This window comes from Embleya sp. NBC_00896 (assembly GCF_045207785.1).
GTDB lineage: Bacteria > Actinomycetota > Actinomycetes > Streptomycetales > Streptomycetaceae > Embleya.
Map to the genome: position 1 here is coordinate 1,510,185 of NZ_CP108777.1, position 16,135 is coordinate 1,526,319.

General features: G+C 72.5%; 16 protein-coding genes. 13 read left to right on the forward strand and 3 right to left on the reverse strand.

From position 1 onward, the window contains the following. Positions 1-55: 55 nt before the first annotated feature. Complete coding sequence (locus tag OG928_RS40070) at positions 56-640, forward strand: class I SAM-dependent methyltransferase (RefSeq protein WP_331766926.1); 585 nt, start codon at positions 56-58, stop codon at positions 638-640. 70 nt (positions 641-710) lie between these two features. Here the strand turns inward: OG928_RS40070 and OG928_RS40075 are convergent, their stop codons facing one another. Next, positions 711-1,472 (reverse strand): SDR family NAD(P)-dependent oxidoreductase, encoded by a 762-nt coding sequence (locus tag OG928_RS40075; protein WP_331766927.1) that lies wholly within the window; start codon positions 1,470-1,472, stop codon positions 711-713. Between the two features lie 154 nt (positions 1,473-1,626). Further along, entirely contained in the window at positions 1,627-2,730 is a 1,104-nt protein-coding gene (locus OG928_RS40080; protein ID WP_331766928.1) for a branched-chain amino acid aminotransferase, read from the reverse strand. A 296-nt stretch (positions 2,731-3,026) separates the two neighbouring features. On the opposite strand from OG928_RS40080, the gene OG928_RS40085 reads away from it, so the two are divergent. The 3 genes from OG928_RS40085 to menC are packed head-to-tail and all read left to right on the forward strand — an operon-like array spanning position 3,027 to position 5,978. Continuing rightward, positions 3,027-4,067: a membrane dipeptidase gene (locus OG928_RS40085; protein ID WP_331766929.1), complete on the forward strand. Its 1,041-nt coding sequence runs from the start codon at positions 3,027-3,029 to the stop codon at positions 4,065-4,067. Continuing rightward, positions 4,064-4,849: a GNAT family N-acetyltransferase gene (locus tag OG928_RS40090; RefSeq protein WP_331766930.1), complete on the forward strand. Its 786-nt coding sequence runs from the start codon at positions 4,064-4,066 to the stop codon at positions 4,847-4,849. The genes OG928_RS40085 and OG928_RS40090 overlap by 4 nt, the downstream gene beginning before the upstream one ends. A 28-nt stretch (positions 4,850-4,877) precedes the next feature. Beyond that, the gene (menC, locus tag OG928_RS40095) at positions 4,878-5,978 is read left to right on the forward strand and encodes an o-succinylbenzoate synthase (protein ID WP_331766931.1); all 1,101 of its coding nucleotides are present in this window, start codon (positions 4,878-4,880) and stop codon (positions 5,976-5,978) included. Between the two features lie 29 nt (positions 5,979-6,007). Here menC and OG928_RS40100 read toward each other — a convergent pair whose 3' ends face one another. Then, on the reverse strand, positions 6,008-6,529 hold the full coding sequence (locus OG928_RS40100) for an Lrp/AsnC family transcriptional regulator (protein WP_331766932.1): 522 nt from the start codon (positions 6,527-6,529) through the stop codon (positions 6,008-6,010). Positions 6,530-6,649: 120 nt separating this feature from the next. On the opposite strand from OG928_RS40100, the gene pdhA reads away from it, so the two are divergent. From pdhA to paaB, 9 genes are all read left to right on the forward strand, one after another. Further along, positions 6,650-7,756, forward strand: coding sequence for a pyruvate dehydrogenase (acetyl-transferring) E1 component subunit alpha (pdhA, locus tag OG928_RS40105; RefSeq protein WP_331766933.1), 1,107 nt, complete (start codon positions 6,650-6,652; stop codon positions 7,754-7,756). A 1-nt stretch (position 7,757) separates the two neighbouring features. Next, positions 7,758-8,774 (forward strand): alpha-ketoacid dehydrogenase subunit beta, encoded by a 1,017-nt coding sequence (locus OG928_RS40110; protein WP_331766934.1) that lies wholly within the window; start codon positions 7,758-7,760, stop codon positions 8,772-8,774. Further along, positions 8,771-10,114: a dihydrolipoamide acetyltransferase family protein gene (locus OG928_RS40115; protein WP_331766935.1), complete on the forward strand. Its 1,344-nt coding sequence runs from the start codon at positions 8,771-8,773 to the stop codon at positions 10,112-10,114. Before OG928_RS40110 ends, OG928_RS40115 begins: the two co-directional genes overlap by 4 nt. 88 nt (positions 10,115-10,202) lie before the next feature. Beyond that, a complete protein-coding gene (paaN, locus tag OG928_RS40120; RefSeq protein ID WP_331766936.1) occupies positions 10,203-11,915 on the forward strand; it encodes a phenylacetic acid degradation protein PaaN in 1,713 nt (570 codons plus the stop codon). Next, complete coding sequence (locus OG928_RS40125) at positions 11,908-13,128, forward strand: thiolase family protein (RefSeq protein ID WP_331766937.1); 1,221 nt, start codon at positions 11,908-11,910, stop codon at positions 13,126-13,128. Before paaN ends, OG928_RS40125 begins: the two co-directional genes overlap by 8 nt. Beyond that, entirely contained in the window at positions 13,125-13,979 is an 855-nt protein-coding gene (locus OG928_RS40130) for an enoyl-CoA hydratase/isomerase family protein (RefSeq protein ID WP_331766938.1), read from the forward strand. Before OG928_RS40125 ends, OG928_RS40130 begins: the two co-directional genes overlap by 4 nt. Continuing rightward, positions 13,976-14,830 carry a 3-hydroxyacyl-CoA dehydrogenase family protein gene (locus OG928_RS40135; RefSeq protein WP_331766939.1) on the forward strand — a complete coding sequence of 285 codons (855 nt, stop codon included), beginning with the start codon at positions 13,976-13,978 and terminating at the stop codon, positions 14,828-14,830. Before OG928_RS40130 ends, OG928_RS40135 begins: the two co-directional genes overlap by 4 nt. Next, positions 14,827-15,822 (forward strand): 1,2-phenylacetyl-CoA epoxidase subunit PaaA, encoded by a 996-nt coding sequence (paaA, locus tag OG928_RS40140; protein ID WP_331766940.1) that lies wholly within the window; start codon positions 14,827-14,829, stop codon positions 15,820-15,822. The genes OG928_RS40135 and paaA overlap by 4 nt, the downstream gene beginning before the upstream one ends. Further along, positions 15,819-16,124, forward strand: coding sequence for a 1,2-phenylacetyl-CoA epoxidase subunit PaaB (gene paaB, locus OG928_RS40145; protein ID WP_331766941.1), 306 nt, complete (start codon positions 15,819-15,821; stop codon positions 16,122-16,124). Before paaA ends, paaB begins: the two co-directional genes overlap by 4 nt. Positions 16,125-16,135 lie beyond the last annotated feature (11 nt).

A 16,135-nucleotide genomic window follows, 5' to 3' on the forward strand; every position in this document is an offset into this window, starting at 1 on the left:
CCCGTTGGCAATCCGAACACCCCGTCGACGCGCCCGCCGCTCCGAGGAGTCCACCATGACCGATGCCACCCCCACGCCGTTCCGCCCCGCATCGGTCGTCGTCGCCGAGGAATCGGCGCGGGCGCGCGGGTTCCGGTTCTCCTGCGCACCCGAGGCCGGCCGGCTGCTCGCGGTGCTCGCGGCGGCCGTTCCGCCCGGCGGTCGCATCCTGGAACTGGGCACCGGAGCCGGCGTCGGCGCGGCCTGGATCGTCTCGGGCGTCGCCCCCGGCGCCGGCATCGAGTTCATCACCGTCGAGCGCGACGCCGAACTCGCGGCCGAGAACGCCAGGTTCCGTTGGCCCGAGGGGATCGACTTCCGGGTCGGCGACAACGAGGAACTGCTGCCCACACTCGGCATGTTCGACCTGATCTTCGCCGACGCCGAGGGCGGCAAGTGGTCCGGCCTGGACACCACCATCGCCGCGCTGCACCCCGGCGGCATCCTGATCGTCGACGACATGGACCCGACCCGCGTCGACGGCCCGGACCATCGGCGCTCCCTGGAGAGGGTCCGCGAGACCCTCACCACCCATCCCGACCTGCTCGCCGCGGAACTCCCCACCGCCACCGGCCTGATCCTGGCCACCCGCAGGCAGTAGCGCGCTGCGCCCGCGTCCACCCCGCCCGCCCCGCCCGCGCCAACCGCGCCGACCCTGTCACGGACCGACGTCAGCGCGCGGCCATCCGCAGGGCTCCGTCCATGCGGATGGTCTCGCCGTTGAGGTAGTCGTGGTCGGTGATCATCGTGACCAGCCGGGCGTACTCCGCGGGTTGGGCGAGCCGCGCCGGGAACGGAACGCCCGCGGCCAGACCGGTGCGCACCTCGTCGGTGAAGCTCGCCATCATCGGGGTGTCCACGATGCCGGGGGCGATCGTGACGACCCGGATGCCGTACTGCGCCAGATCGCGGGCGGCGGCGAGGGTCAGGCCGACGATGCCCGCCTTCGACGCGGCGTAGGCGGCCTGGCCGATCTGGCCCTCGTACGCGGCGATCGACGCGGTGTTGACGACGACGCCGCGTTGGCCGTTGTCGTCGGGGGCGGACTCGGCGATCAGTTCGGCGGCGAGGCGGAGCACGTTGAAGGTGCCGACGAGATTGACGTCGACGACGGACCTGAACAGGTCGAGGGCGTGCACTCCCTTGCGGCCCAGGATCCGGGCGGAGGGGGCGACCCCCGCGCAGTTGACCGCCACGCGCAGCGGAGCGCCACTCGCGCGGACGTGCGACATGGCGGTCCGCACCGAGGTCTCGCTGGTGACATCGGCGGGAACGAAAGTGATGCCCGCGGGCGGTTCGGGCGCGGCCGCCACGGCCTTGCCGAGATCGAATCCGTAGACGACGGCGCCGCGTTCGGCGAGCAGCGCCGCGGTGGCGGCGCCGAGCCCGGAGGCCGCTCCGGTGACGATGGCGGCGGTTCCTGCGAGTTCCATGTGCTGTGCGCTCCTTCAGGGGCGGCCGGGGAGGACCGGGCGCGGGATCAACGGGTCGGGGGTTCCGGTCCGGGCGGGCCGGAGTGGGTGGGGGCGTGTCCGCGGGCGCGCCGAGCCGGGCCCGGATCGCGCCGCCCACACCCTGTTTCGCACGTCAGGCGACCGTGTGCACCCATCCGTACGGGTCCGCGGCGCGGCCCGTCTGGATGTCGAGCAGGGCCTCGCGCAGGCGCATGGTGACCTTGCCCGTCGAGCCTCCCGACACCGTCCAGTCCCCCTGGGCCGACCGCACCTCGCCGACCGGGGTGACCACGGCGGCGGTCCCGCACGCGAACACCTCCGACAGCGTCCCGTCCGCGGCGTTCGCCCGCCACTCCGCCACCGACACGCGCCGCTCCTCGGTCCGGTGGCCGAGGTCGCCGGCCAGGCGCAGCAGCGAATCGCGGGTGATCCCGGGCAGCAGGGTCCCGGTGAGTTCCGGGGTGACCAGGGTCGCGTCGTCGCCCGAACCCCACACGAAGAACAGGTTCATCCCGCCCATCTCCTCCACCCACCGCCGTTCGGTCGCGTCCAGCCACACCACCTGGTCGCAGCCGTGCCGGGCGGCCTCGGCCTGGGCCGACAGAGACGCGGCGTAGTTGCCCGCGCACTTGGCCTCGCCGGTGCCGCCGGGGGCGGCCCGCACGTACTCTTGCGAGAGCCACACCGACACCGGTTCCACACCGCCGGTGAAGTACGGGCCGGCCGGGGAGGCGATCACCACGAACAGGTACTCGGACGCCGGCCTGACGCCCAGCGCGACCTCGGTGGCGAACATGAACGGCCGTAGGTACAGGGAGGTTTCGCCACCCTGGGGCACCCAGGCGAGGTCCTGCCGGACCAGCCGCGCGCACGCCTCGACGAACAGCTCGACCGGCAGCTCGGGCATCGCCAGCCGGGCCGCGCTGCGTCGGAACCGCGCGGCGTTGGCGTCGGGGCGGAACAGCGCGACGGTGCCGTCGGGCCGGCGGTACGCCTTGAGCCCTTCGAAGATCGACTGGCCGTAGTGCAGCGTCATGTTCGCCGGGTCCAGTGGGATCGACGCGTACGGCCGGACCTCGGCGTCGTGCCAGCCGTGCTCGGCGGTCCACTTGATCGTCACCATGTGGTCGGTGAAGGACCGGCCGAAGCCGGGCGCCGCGAGGATGGCGTCGCGCTGCTCGGCCGGCAGGGGACGCGTGGACGGTCGCACCGCGAATTCGACGGCGGGAGTGGACATCGGCGATCGCTTCCTTCGACAGGGGACCGGGTGTGTGGCTCAGGACAGCAGGGTCGGCACTCCGTAAACAAGGGCTTTGCGAGCTGTCGGCCCAAGGACGCAAATATCTGACGCATCGGCCTATCGAGATGCTCATTCTTTGCGTCTGGTCGCCCGATCGCCGTGCTTCGGGTGGGTGGACCGCCGGCCTTCGTGCGTTTGTACGGAAAGCCGCGCCGGCGTTGGTCTTTCGGACGAAGCCCGCGTGCACGGGGTGCCCATAGCGTCGCCGGCATACCTGGAAGGAAGGATTCGACGTGAGCCTTGAACTCCACGCCCGCGCCGTGGTCGCGGACACGCACAACGATCTGCTGATGGCCGTGGTCGAGCGTCCGCCCGAGCGCTGGGCGAGCTTCTTCCGCGAGCGATGGCTCCCGCAGCTGCGCACGGGCGGGGTGGACATCCAGGTCCTCCCCGTGTTCGTCGACGACCAGTTCCGGCCCGAGGGCGCGCTGCGCCGGACGCTGCGCATGGTCGAGTGCGCGCACGCGATCGCCGAGGGCAACCCCGACCACGTACGGCTGTGCCTGAACGGCAACGACATCGACGCCGCGTTGGCCGAGGGCCGGATCGCGCTCGTGCTCGCGCTGGAGAGCGCGCCCGGTGTGGACGCCGACCTGGAACTGTTCCGCACCCTGTACCGGCTCGGGGTCCGCGTCGCCTCGATCGCGCACTGGGGCCGCTCCCCGCTCGGCGACGGCAGCGGCGAGGACGCCACCGGCAGCCGGCTCACCCACGCCGGCGTCCGGGCCCTGCACGAGATGGAACGTCTCGGCATCGTCTTCGACATCTCCCACCTCGGCGCCGGCGGCGTGGCGCACGTCCTGGAGATCGCGACCCGCCCCCTGCTCGCGTCCCACTCGGCGGCCCGGGCGCTGTGCGACCACCACCGGAACCTGACGGACGACCAGCTCCGCGGCGTCGCCGGTACGGGCGGGGTCGTCTGCGTCAACTTCGTGCCCGACTTCCTCTCCACCGAGCGGGAGAAGCAGACCATCGACGGGATCGTCGACCACATCGAGCACATCGTCGGCGTGGCGGGCATCGACCACGTCGGCATCGGCCCGGACTTCCTGCGCGAGGTGCTCGCCGACATCGTCCCGCCGTGCTGCGAGGGCGTCGACGCGCTGACCGGCCTGGACAGCGGCACGACCCTGCCCGGTCTGGACGGACCGGCCGAACTCCCGGCGCTGACCCAGGCGTTGGTCAAGCGCGGGTTCGGCGAGAGCGACATCCTCGCGATCCTGGGCGGCAACGTGCGGCGCCTGTTCGGCGCCGAACTGGGACGGCCGCGATGAGCGACCTCACCATCCGCGAGCTGCACGAACTCGACGAACTCCAGTCCGTATTCGCCCTGTTCGGCGAGATCTGGGGAGCCGCTCCGGGCAGCGAGCCGATCACCGTCGAGTTGATGCGCGCGCTTTCGCACGCCGGGAACTACATCGCCGGGGCCTACCGGCAGGGCCGGCTCGTGGCCGCCACCGCCGCGTTCTTCGGCTCTCCCGTGGGCGAGTCCATGCACTCGCACGTCACCGGCGCCCTGCCCGGCCACGCCGGGGGCTTCGCCCTCAAGCTGCACCAGCGCGAATGGGCCCTGGCGCGCGGCCTGACCCGGATCACCTGGACCTACGACCCGCTGATCCGCCGCAACGCCTACTTCAACCTGGCCAAACTCGGCGGGCGCCCGGCGGAGTACCTGCAGACGTTCTACGGCACCATGGACGACGCGATCAACGGCGGCGACGACACCGACCGCGTGCTCGTCGCCTGGGACCTGAACGACCCGCACGTGGTGGCGGCGGCCCGCTCGACCCCGATCCCCGTGCCCGTGCCGGCCGACGCCCGGCACGCCCTGTACGAGCGCGACAGCCTGCCCGTGCTCGGCCGCACCGACGGCGACACCCTGCTCGTCGACGTCCCCGCGGACATCGAGGCGCTGCGCCGCACCGATCCCGGCGCCGCGAAGGCCTGGCGGCTGGCGCTGCGCGAGGTGCTCGGCGGCCTACTCGCCGACGGCGCCCACGTCACCGGCTTCCACAACAAGACCAGCTACGTCGTCGCGCGCGGCACCAGCGCGTGAACCCGAACCCGTCAGGAGTCCAATAATCGTGAAAATCACCGGAATCGAACTGCGTCGGATCGCCATGCCGCTCCGCGCGCCGTTCCGCACCTCCTTCGGCGTCGAGACCGCGCGCGATGTCCTGCTGGTGCGCGTGGTCACCCCGGAGGCCGAGGGCTGGGGCGAGTGCGTCGCGATGACCGAGCCGCTGTACAACTCCGAGTACGTGGACGGCGCCGCCGACGTGCTACGCCGCTTCCTGATCCCGGCCCTACCGGAAGGGGCCGACGCGATCGCGGTCAAGCGGGCGCTGAAGCCGTTCAAGGGCCACAAGATGGCCAAGGCGGCGTTGGAGACGGCGGTCCTGGACGCACAACTGCGGGCGAGGGGCGAGTCGTTCGGGTCCTACCTCGGTGCCTCGCGCGAGCGGGTGCCGTGCGGGGTGTCGGTGGGGATCATGGACTCGATCCCCGAACTCCTGGACGCGGTCGAGGGGTTCATCGGCGAGGGGTACGTGCGGATCAAGCTGAAGATCCAGCCGGGCTGGGACCTGGCGCCGGTGCGGGCGGTGCGCGAGCGCTTCGGCGACGACGTGCTGCTCCAGGTGGACGCGAACGCGGCGTACACGCTCGCGGACGCGCGGCAGCTCGCCAAGCTGGACGCGTTCGACCTGCTGTTGATCGAGCAGCCGTTGGCGGACGACGACCTGATCCAGCACGCGGCGCTGGCGAAGCTGATGAGCACGCCGATCTGCCTGGACGAGTCGATCGAGTCGGTCGAGGACGCCGCCGCCGCGATCACCCTGGGCGCCGCCTCGATCATCAACGTCAAGCCCGGCCGGGTCGGCGGCTACCTGGAGGCCAAGGCCATCCACGATCTGTGCGTGGCCCACGGCGTCCCCGTCTGGTGCGGCGGCATGCTGGAGACCGGCCTGGGCCGGGCCGCCAACGTCGCCCTGGCCGCGCTCCCGGGCTTCACCCTCCCCGGTGACACGTCCGCCTCGCGCCGCTACTTCGCCACCGACATCACCACCCCGTTCGAACTCGCCGACGGCCACCTCGACGTCCCCACCGGCCCCGGCCTGGGCGTCGAGCCGATCGCCGACATCCTCGACGACGTGACCACCGCCGGCGAGTGGATCAAGCTCTAGGCGGCCGGCGCGCCCGGTCGATCGTGTTCCTACGATCGACCGGGCGCGTCCTGGTCGTCCCAGTCGGCGCCGTGCCCCTGGGCCTCCTCGAAGACCAGCCAGGTGCGGGTGGAGCGGACGTTCGGGATGCTCTGGATCTGTTCCAGGACGACCTCGCGCAGCGCGGTGTTGTCGGGGGTGCGGACCAGCGCCAGGACGTCGTAGTCGCCGCCGACCAGGGCGAAGTGCTCGATGTAGGGGACCTTCCTCAGGCTCTCGCTGACCGCGCGCCAGGCGTTCTGCTGGATGGTCACGGTGACGTAGGCGCTGGTGCCCAGTCCCACGCGGGTCGGGTTCAGCCGGGCGGTGAAGCCGGTGATCGTCTCGTCGGCCACCATCCGGCCGATCCGGGTGTACGCGTTGGCCCGCGAGATGTGGATCTGTTCGGCCAGTGCCCGGATCGAGATCCGACCGTCCTTCAACAGCTCCGCGATGATCGCGCGGTCGGTCTTGTCGAGCGGGCCGGCCAAACGTCCGGGCTCGGAGCTTTCTGACGACTCTTCAGATGACATATGGCTCCCCAATCACATGAGAATCGGCACTCTATCGCGTGATTTCGTAAGTCCTTGAACAGATGTGCTGCTGGATGGACGATTCATCTGTCAAACGTCCAACGAAAGCGAGCGTCGTCGATGTCCGTGAAGATCCTGCGCCAAGCGGTGCAGAGTTTCCTTCCCTCGCTCGCGCCGGTGCGCTTCGTGGCCGAGGACGGTACCGCCGTGAAGCCGCCGGCCGGATACGTCGCACCGGCCGACGAACTGCTGCGCGAGGCCCACCGATTGATGGTCCTGGGGCGCCGGTTCGACACCCAGGCCACGGCGCTCACCAAGCAGGGCCGGCTCGCGGTGTACCCCTCCAGCCGCGGTCAGGATGCCTGCCAGATCGCCGGGGTGCTCGCGCTGCGGGCGCAGGACTGGCTCTTCCCGACCTACCGCGACTCGGTCGCCTTGGTCGCGCGCGGCGTCGACCCCGTCGAGGTGCTGACGCTGCTGCGCGGTGACTGGCATTGCGGCTACGACCCGATGGCCGTCCGGGTGGCGCCGCAGTGCACGCCGCTGGCCACCCAGGTCCTGCACGCCACCGGCATGGCCGAGGCGATGCGGCGCAAGGGCGAGGACGGCGTGGCGATGGCCTTCATCGGTGACGGCGGGACGAGCGAGGGCGACTTCCACGAGGCGCTCAACTTCGCGGCGGTGTTCGAGGCGCCGGTGGTGTTCTTCGTGCAGAACAACAAGTACGCCATCTCGGTGCCGCTGGCCCGGCAGAGCGCGGCGCCGGCCCTGGCGTACAAGGGCGTCGGGTACGGCGTGCGCTCCGAACAGGTGGACGGCAACGACCTGGTGGCCGTGCTGTCCGTGCTGACCGCGGCCGTCGAGCACGCGCGCGGCGGACACGGGCCGGTCCTGGTGGAGGCGCACACCTACCGGATGGACGCACACACCAACGCCGACGACGCGACCCGCTACCGGGACGCCGCCGAGGTGGAGGAGTGGCGCTCGGCGGACCCCCTGGACCGTCTGGAGACCTACCTGCGCGCGCGGGGGGTGCTCACCGACCGGGACGTCGAGGCCGACCGGGCGGTCGCCGAGGCCTTCGCCGCGGACCTGCGGACCCGGATGAACACCGACGGCGCGGTGGATCCGCTGGAGCTGTTCGACCACGTCTTCGCCGAACCCACTCCGCAGCTGCGCGAGCAACGCGCGCTGCTCGCGGCCGAGTCGACTGCCCAGGAGGACTGACATGGCCACCGTGACGATGGCACAGGCGCTGAACACCGCGCTGCGCGACGCGTTGGGCGCGGACGAACGGGTGCTGGTCTTCGGCGAGGACGTCGGCCCCCTCGGCGGCGTCTTCCGGATCACCGACGGCCTGACCCGGGACTTCGGCGAGCAACGCTGCTTCGACACCCCGCTCGCGGAGGCCGGCATCGTGGGGCTCGCGGTCGGGATGGCGATGGGCGGCTTCAGGCCCGTGGTGGAGATGCAGTTCGACGCCTTCGCCTACCCGGCGTTCGAGCAGATCGCCTCGCACGTCGCGAAGCTGCGCAACCGCACCCGGGGGCGGGTGTCGGTGCCGATGGTGATCCGGATCCCCTACGCGGGCGGGATCGGCGGCGTCGAGCACCACTGCGACTCCAGCGAGGCGTACTACGCGCACACGCCCGGCCTGAAGGTGGTCACCCCCGCGACGGCCGAGGACGCCTACTGGTTGCTGCGCGACGCGATCGAGGACCCCGACCCGGTGGTCTTCCTGGAGCCCAAGAAGCTCTATTGGGCGAAGGAGGACATCGACCTCACCACGCGCCACGCGAAGCCCTTCGGGCAGGCGGTCGTGCGGCGCGCGGGCCGGGACGCCACGCTCGTGGCGTACGGCCCGTCCGTACCGGTGGCGCTTCGGGCCGCCGAGGCCGCGGCGCGCGAGGGCCGCAGCCTGGAGGTCGTCGACCTGCGCACGCTCGTCCCCTTCGACGACGAGACCGTGGCCGCGTCGGTGCGGCGCACCGGCCGCTGCGTGGTGGTCCAGGAGGCGCAGGGCTTCGCCGGCGTCGGGGCCGAGATCGCCGCCCGGACCCAGGAGCGCTGCTTCCACTCGCTGGCCGCGCCGGTGCTGCGGGTGGCCGGGTTCGACATCCCCTACCCGCCGCCGAAGCTGGAGCACGCGCACCTGCCCGGCGTCGACCGCGTCCTCGACGCGGTGGACCGGTTGCAGTTCGATGACGTGCCCGACGTTCGGCACCTGGTCAAGGGGGCGGCGTGACCAGCGGCACGCTCGAAACGAGCGCCACGTGCCGGGCGCAGGTCTTCCGCCTGCCCGACCTCGGCGAGGGGTTGACCGAGGCCGAGATCATCGAATGGAAGGTCGCGGTCGGCGACACGGTCACGGTCGACCACATCGTGGTGGAGGTCGAGACCGCCAAGGCCGCGGTCGAGGTGCCGGTGCCGTACGCGGGCACCGTGCTGCGACTGCACGCCGAGGCCGGCGCGGCACTCGCGGTGGGTGAGCCGCTCATCTCGGTCCAGGCGGCGGCGGACCCGGTCTCGGCCGCGGAGCGCTACCGCGAGGAGGAACAGGCCGGCTCGGGCAACGTGCTGATCGGCTACGGGACCGGCCACGCGCCCCCCTCCCGGCGCCGGCGCCGCGCCGTGGCGACCGACCGACACGAAGTCCCGCCTCCCATAGTCGAGTTCGAGGCCGTTCCGGCCCCTCGGCCGGACCGACTCGCGGCCCACCTGGTGATCTCGCCGCTGGTCCGGAAGCTGGCGCGCGACCACGGCCTCGACGTCTCCCGGGTGCCGGCCGGCGGAGCCGGTGGGGTGATCCGACGTCAGGACGTGGAACAGGCCATCGCCCGGGCCGACCGCGCGGATTCGTCCGCCGTGGCCGAGCCGGCGGCCGCCGCCGACCCGGTGGAGCGCATACCGCTGCGGGGCCTGCGCCGCGCGGTGGCCCGCAAGCTGGCCCGCAGCCGTACCGAGATCCCGGACGCCACCACCTGGGTCGACGTGGACGCGACCGCCCTGCTGAACGCGAAGGACGTGCTGCGGGCCGCCGATCCGGGGCACGCCATCGGCCTGCTCGCGCTGCTGGCCCGGATCTGCGTCGCGGGGCTGCGGCGCTTCCCGGAACTCAACTCCACCGTCGACACCGAGCACGACGAGATCCTCCGCTTCTCGCACGTGAACCTGGGCTTCGCCGCGCAGACCGAGCGCGGCCTGGTGGTTCCGGTCGTCCGCGACGCACACCGCATGACGACCGCGCGGATCGCGGCGGAGCTGGCTCGGCTGACCGCACTGGCCCGCGCGGGCAACCTGCCGCCCGAGGCGCTGACCGGCGGGACGTTCACCCTCAACAACTACGGCGTGTTCGGCGTGGACGGCTCCACCCCGATCATCAACCACCCCGAAGCCGCCCTCCTCGGAGTCGGCCGGATCATCGACAAGCCCTGGGTCGTCGACGGCGAACTCACCGTCCGCAAGGTCACCCAGCTCTCGCTGAGCTTCGACCACCGCGTCTGCGACGGCGGCGTGGCCGGCGGCTTCCTGCGCTACGTGGCCGACTGCGTCGAGCGCCCCACGACCCTGTTGGCCGACGCGTGAACGGGCGTACCCGGCCCATCCCCACCGCATTCCCCCGAACCACCGCCGACCGCCGACCGCCCGCCCTTCCTGCCACGAGGTGAAGCACATGCCGCAGCACACCCCCGCGGAGCCCGACTTCTTCGCACGCCACCGCGAGTTGCTCGATCGAGCGGTGGCCGGCACCGCGAACCGCGAGTACTGGTCGCCGTATCCGGAATCGCCCAGCACCTCGGTGTACGGCGAGGACGCCCCCAAGCAGGGCGAGGCCGCGTTCCGCGAACAGCTCGGAAAGCCCTTCGAACCGACCGGCCACCCCGGCGTCGGTACCGTACCGGCCACCGAAGTCTCCCCCTACGGCTTCGAATTGGGCGTCACCTATCCCCGCGTCACGCCGGACGAGGCGGTGGCCGCCGCCACCGACGGCATCGGCCCCTGGCGGGCCGCCGGCCCCGACGTCCGCGCCGGCGTCGCCGCCGAGATCCTGGCCCGGATCAACGCCGCGAGCTTCGAGATCGCGCACGCGGTGCAGCACACCACCGGCCAGGCCTTCGTGATGGCCTTCCAGGCGGGCGGCCCGCACGCCCAGGAGCGGGGCCTGGAGGCCGTCGCCTACGCCTGGGCCGAGCAGAAGCGCCACCCGGCCGCCGCCCGCTGGAGCAAGCCCCAGCGCAAGGGCGAACCCCTGGCCCTGGACAAGAAGTTCACCCCCGTCGGACGCGGCCTGGCCCTGCTGATCGCCTGCAACACCTTCCCGACCTGGAACAGCTACCCGGGCCTGTTCGCGAGCCTGGTCACCGGGAACCCGGTGATCGTCAAGCCGCACCCCGGAGCCGTCCTGCCGCTGGCGATCAGCGTGCGGATCGCCCGCGAAGTGCTGGCCGAGGCGGGCTTCGACCCGAACCTGGTGATCCTGGCCGCCGAACAGCCGACCGACCGCAACGCGGCGCTCCTGGCGGTCCGTTCCGAGGTGCGCATCATCGACTTCACCGGCTCGACCGAGTTCGGCGACTGGCTGGAGGCCAACGCCCGCCAAGCCGTCGTCTACACCGAGAAGGCCGGCCTGAACGCGGTCGTGCTCGACTCCACCGACGACTACAAGGGCCTGCTGCGCAACCTGGCCTTCTCGCTGTCCCTGTACAGCGGCCAGATGTGCACCACCCCGCAGAACCTGCTGATCCCGCACACCGGCATCGACACCGACCAAGGCCCCAGGACCGCCGAGGAGTTCGCCGCCGACCTGGCCGGCGCGCTGGACAAGCTGCTCGGCGACCCGGCCCGCGCGGCCGGCACCCTGGGCGCGATCGTCAACGACGGCGTGCGCGAGCGCCTGGAGCAGGCCGCGACCGTGGGCCGCATCGTGCACGCGTCGACGGCGATCGCGCTGCCCGAACACCCCGACGCGGTGGTCCGCACGCCCCTGGTGGTGCGCCTCGACGCCGAGGCCGACCGGGGGACCTACACCCGCGAGTGGTTCGGCCCCGTCTCCTTCGTCATCGGCACCGACTCCACCGCCCACAGCCTGCGGATCCTGCGCGAGTCCGTCCGCGCGCACGGCGCGCTGACCGCCACCGTGCACTCCACGGACGAGGACGTCCTGGCCGCCGCCGAGCAGGTCGCCCTGGAGGTGGGCGTGCACCTGTCGGAGAACCTCACCGGCGGCGTCTTCGTCAACCAGTCGGCCGCGTTCAGCGACTTCCACGGCAGCGCCGCCAACCCGGCCGCGAGCGCCACCCTGTCCGACCCCGCGTTCGTCACCGGCCGCTTCGCCACCCTCCAGTCGCGCCGGCCCGCCCGGGTCGCGGAGGGCGGCGATGTCTGAGGTCTATCTGATCGACGGAGCCCGCACCCCGCAGGGCCGCTACGGCGGCGCGCTGGCCGGGGTACGCCCCGACGACCTGGCCGCCCTGGTCGTGGCCGAGGCGGTGCGCCGCGCCGGCATCCCCGAAGGGGCGGTCGACGAAGTGATCCTCGGCGCGGCCAACCAGGCCGGCGAGGACAACCGCGACGTGGCCCGAATGGCCGCCCTGCTGGCCGGACTTCCGCACACCGTGCCCGGCTACACCGTCAACCGGCTCTGCGCCTCGGGACTGACCGCGGTCGCCTCCGCCGCCCAGGCGATCCGCGCCGGCGAGGCCGACCTGGTCGTCGCCGGCGGCGTGGAGTCGATGACCCGCGCGCCCTGGGTCATGGCCAAGCCCGGCACTCCCTGGGCCAAGCCCGGCGAAATGCACGACACCTCGCTCGGCTGGCGGTTCACCAATCCGCGCTTCGCCTGCGCGGACCTCGCCGTGCCGGCGGACGCCGGGCCGTGGACCGCCAAGACGACCCTGTCGATGGGGGAGACCGCGGAGGAGGTCGCCGCCCTGGACGGCATCACCCGCGCCGAATCCGACGCCTACGCGCTGCGCAGCCACCAGCGCGCGCTCGCGGCCCGAGACGCCGGCCACTTCGACCGCGAGATCGTCCCGGTGCCCACCGCCACCGGCCGATTCGAGCACGACGAGGGGCCGCGCCGCGGCACGACCCTGGATCGACTCGGCACCCTGCGCCCGCTCTTTCGCCCCGACGGCATCGTCACCGCCGGCTCCGCCTCCCCGCTGTCCGACGGCGCCGCCGCCCTGGTGGTGGCGAGCGAGGTGGCCGTCGTGCGGCACGGCCTCGTCCCGCGCGCCCGCATCGTGGCGTCCGCCTCGGCCGGCGTACAGCCCAACCTGATGGGCCTGGGCCCGATACCGGCCACCGACAAGGCCCTCGCCAGGGCCGGTTGGCAGCGCGACGACCTGGACGCCGTCGAGCTGAACGAGGCATTCGCCGCCCAGGCGTTGGCGGTGATCCGCCGGCTCAAGCTCGACGAGGAGCGCGTCAACGCCGATGGCGGCGCCCTCGCGCTCGGCCACCCGCTGGGCTGCTCCGGCGCCCGCATCCTGCTCACCCTTCTCGGGCGCCTCGAACGCGCCCGGGCCCGCCGCGGCCTCGCCACCTTGTGCGTGGGCGTCGGGCAGGGCGTCGCGATGCTGGTGGAACGGGTATGACCGGGCCCTACGAGACCCTCCTCGTGGAGGAACGCCCGGACAGGGTCGTGGTCGCCCTGCACCGCCCCGAGGCCCGCAACGCGATCGACGCCCGGATGATCACCGAGCTGCACGACGTCTGCGACCTGCTGGAGCGGGACCCGCGGCTGCTGCTGCTCACCGGCCACGGCGGCGTCTTCGCCGGCGGCGCGGACATCGCCGAGCTGCTGCGCCGCGGCCGCGACCAGGCGCTGCGCGGCATCAACAGCCGCCTGTTCGAGCGGGTGCGCCGGCTGCCGATGCCCACGGTCGCCGCCGTCGACGGCTGGGCCCTGGGTGGCGGCGCCGAGTTGGCCTACGCGTGCGACATCCGGATCGCGGGGCCGGACGCGGTCTTCGGCAACCCGGAGCCGGCCCTCGGCATCCTCGCGGCGGCCGGCGCCTGTTGGCGGCTGCCGGAGCTGATCGGCGAATCCCTCGCCAAGCAGGTGCTGTTGGCCGGCCGGAACCTGGACGCCCCGGCGGCGCTGGCGGCCGGACTCGTCATCGACGTGGTACCGGCCGCGACGCTGCTCGACGCCGCGCACGCGCTGCTCGACCGGATGGCCCGCTCCTCGGCGGTCGCGTTGCGCCTGACCAAGCTCGTCGTCGACGCGCCCGGCGGCCACCCGGCCGTCGACGACCTCGCGCAGGCCGTGCTGTTCGAGGGGCAGGACAAGCAGGAACGCATGACCCGGTTCCTGGCGAGAAACCACCCGGGGCCGGGGACCCGGGAACGGCCGGCCCCGGAACGGCCCGCCCCGCAACTGCCCGCCCCGAAACAGCCGGCTTCGACCCGGAAGCCCTCGGAACAGGAAAGGAGTACGCCATGACCAACGCACCCCCCGTCGTCGGCGTGATCGGCGGCGGCCGGATGGGCGCCGGCATCGCGCAGTCCTTCGCCGCCGCCGGCTCGTTCGTCACCGTGGTCGAGGGCGACGCGCACGCGGCCGCCGCCGCCCTGGACCGGATCGCCGGCGGCCTCGCCCGCGCCGCCGAACGCGGCAGGCTCGCGGAGCCCGCCGACCGGGTACTCGCCAGGATCGCCACCGCGGCCTCGGTCCACGACCTGCCCGCCGACGCCGACCTCGTGGTCGAGGCCGTCTTCGAGGACGCCGCCCTCAAGGCCGAACTGCTGGCCGCGGCCGAACGCGTCGTGGCGGCGCGAACCGTGCTGGCCAGCAACACCAGTTCGCTGTCGATCGCCGAACTCGGCTCCGTCCTGACCGACCCGAGCCGGTTCCTCGGCATGCACTTCTTCAACCCCGTGCCCGCCTCGGCGCTGATCGAACTCGTCGTCGCACCGGCGACCGGCGAACAGACCCTGCGCGCCGCGCTGGACTGGACCCGGGCCCTCGGCAAGCAGGACGTCGTCGTCCGGGACTCCCCGGGCTTCGCCAGCAGCCGGCTCGGCGTGGCACTGGGCCTGGAGGCGATCCGCATGGTCGAGGAGGGCGTCGCCGACCCGCAGGCCATCGACGACGCGATGACCCTGGGCTACAAGCATCCGATGGGACCGCTGCGCCTGACCGACCTGGTCGGCCTCGACGTGCGCCTGGCCATCGCCGACCACCTGCACGCCACGCTCGGCGAACGCTTCGCCCCGCCGCGACTGCTGCGCGACAAGGTCGCCCGGGGCGAGCTGGGCCGCAAGACCGGACAGGGGTTCTATCCGTGGGAATGAGCAACGACCCGACGCCGCGGGCGGATTCGGCCGAGGAGATCCTCGCCGAGGCGCGACTGCACGAGCTCTTCGACGACACCATCGCCCGCGACCAGCGGATCGAACCCCGCGACTGGATGCCGGACGGCTACCGCCGAACACTGATCCGCCAGATCGCCCAGCACGCGCACTCCGAGATCATCGGCATGCAGCCGGAAGGGGAGTGGATCACCCGGGCCCCGTCGCTGCGCCGCAAGGCCATCCTGTTCGCCAAGGTGCAGGACGAGGCCGGACACGGCCTGTACCTGTACTCGGCGGCCGAGACGCTGGGCGCGGATCGCACCGACCTGACCGAACGGTTGATCGAGGGCCGGCAGAAGTACTCCTCGATCTTCAACTACCCCACGCCCACCTTCGCCGACGTCGGCGTGATCGGCTGGTTCGTCGACGGTGCCGCGATCTGCAACCAAGTGCCGCTGTGCCGCAGTTCGTTCGGGCCCTACGCCCGGGCGATGGTGCGGGTCTGCAAGGAGGAGTCCTTCCACCAGCGGCAGGGCTACGAACTGCTGCTGACGATGACGCGCGGCACCGACGCCCAACGGGCCATGGTGCAGGGCGCGGTCGACCGGTGGTGGTGGCCGTCGCTGATGATGTTCGGCCCGCCCGACGGCGACTCGCCCAACTCGGAGCGGTCGATGGCCTGGAAGATCAAGCGGCACACCAACGACGAGCTGCGGCAGCGCTTCGTGGACATGACCGTGCCGCAGGCGGCCAAGCTCGGCGTCACACTGCCCGACCCCGAACTGCGCTGGAACGAGCGGCGCGGCCGGCACGACTTCGGCACCCCCGACTGGGCCGAGCTGCAACGGGTGATCAGCGGCGACGGACCGTGCAACACCGAACGTGTCGCGCGTCGCCGCGCGGCCCACGAGGACGGCGCCTGGGTGCGCGAGGCGGCGAGCGCGTACGCGGCCAAGCAGGCCGCCCGCGCCCGGGAAGGAGCGACGGCATGACCGACGACGAGCGTGCGACGAGGGCCGCGTGGCCGCTGTACGAGGTCTTCGTGCGCGGCAAGCGCGGGCTGAACCACGTCCACGTGGGCTCCCTGCACGCGGCGGACGAGCGGATGGCGCTCACCCACGCCCGCGACCTGTACACGCGGCGGAACGAGGGCGTGAGCATCTGGGTGGTGCGCTCGGACCGGATCACCGCGTCGACGCCGGACGAGAAGGACCCCTTCTTCGCGCCCAGCGGCGACAAGGTCTACCGCCACCCCACGTTCTACGACATCCCCGCCGATGTCCCGCACATCTAGCCGCCGGGAGC

What these genes read in the sequence shown, in the direction of transcription:
- OG928_RS40080 (WP_331766928.1), bottom strand. Translation starts at nt 2,730, where the DNA reads ATGTCCACTCCCGCCGTCGAATTCGCGGTGCGACCGTCCACGCGTCCC.
- paaB (WP_331766941.1), top strand. Translation starts at nt 15,819, where the DNA reads ATGACCGACGACGAGCGTGCGACGAGGGCCGCGTGGCCGCTGTACGAG.
- OG928_RS40110 (WP_331766934.1), top strand. Translation starts at nt 7,758, where the DNA reads ATGGCCACCGTGACGATGGCACAGGCGCTGAACACCGCGCTGCGCGAC.
- paaN (WP_331766936.1), top strand. Translation starts at nt 10,203, where the DNA reads ATGCCGCAGCACACCCCCGCGGAGCCCGACTTCTTCGCACGCCACCGC.
- paaA (WP_331766940.1), top strand. Translation starts at nt 14,827, where the DNA reads ATGAGCAACGACCCGACGCCGCGGGCGGATTCGGCCGAGGAGATCCTC.
- OG928_RS40130 (WP_331766938.1), top strand. Translation starts at nt 13,125, where the DNA reads ATGACCGGGCCCTACGAGACCCTCCTCGTGGAGGAACGCCCGGACAGG.
- OG928_RS40135 (WP_331766939.1), top strand. Translation starts at nt 13,976, where the DNA reads ATGACCAACGCACCCCCCGTCGTCGGCGTGATCGGCGGCGGCCGGATG.
- OG928_RS40125 (WP_331766937.1), top strand. Translation starts at nt 11,908, where the DNA reads ATGTCTGAGGTCTATCTGATCGACGGAGCCCGCACCCCGCAGGGCCGC.
- OG928_RS40070 (WP_331766926.1), top strand. Translation starts at nt 56, where the DNA reads ATGACCGATGCCACCCCCACGCCGTTCCGCCCCGCATCGGTCGTCGTC.
- OG928_RS40100 (WP_331766932.1), bottom strand. Translation starts at nt 6,529, where the DNA reads ATGTCATCTGAAGAGTCGTCAGAAAGCTCCGAGCCCGGACGTTTGGCC.
- OG928_RS40075 (WP_331766927.1), bottom strand. Translation starts at nt 1,472, where the DNA reads ATGGAACTCGCAGGAACCGCCGCCATCGTCACCGGAGCGGCCTCCGGG.
- pdhA (WP_331766933.1), top strand. Translation starts at nt 6,650, where the DNA reads ATGTCCGTGAAGATCCTGCGCCAAGCGGTGCAGAGTTTCCTTCCCTCG.
- OG928_RS40090 (WP_331766930.1), top strand. Translation starts at nt 4,064, where the DNA reads ATGAGCGACCTCACCATCCGCGAGCTGCACGAACTCGACGAACTCCAG.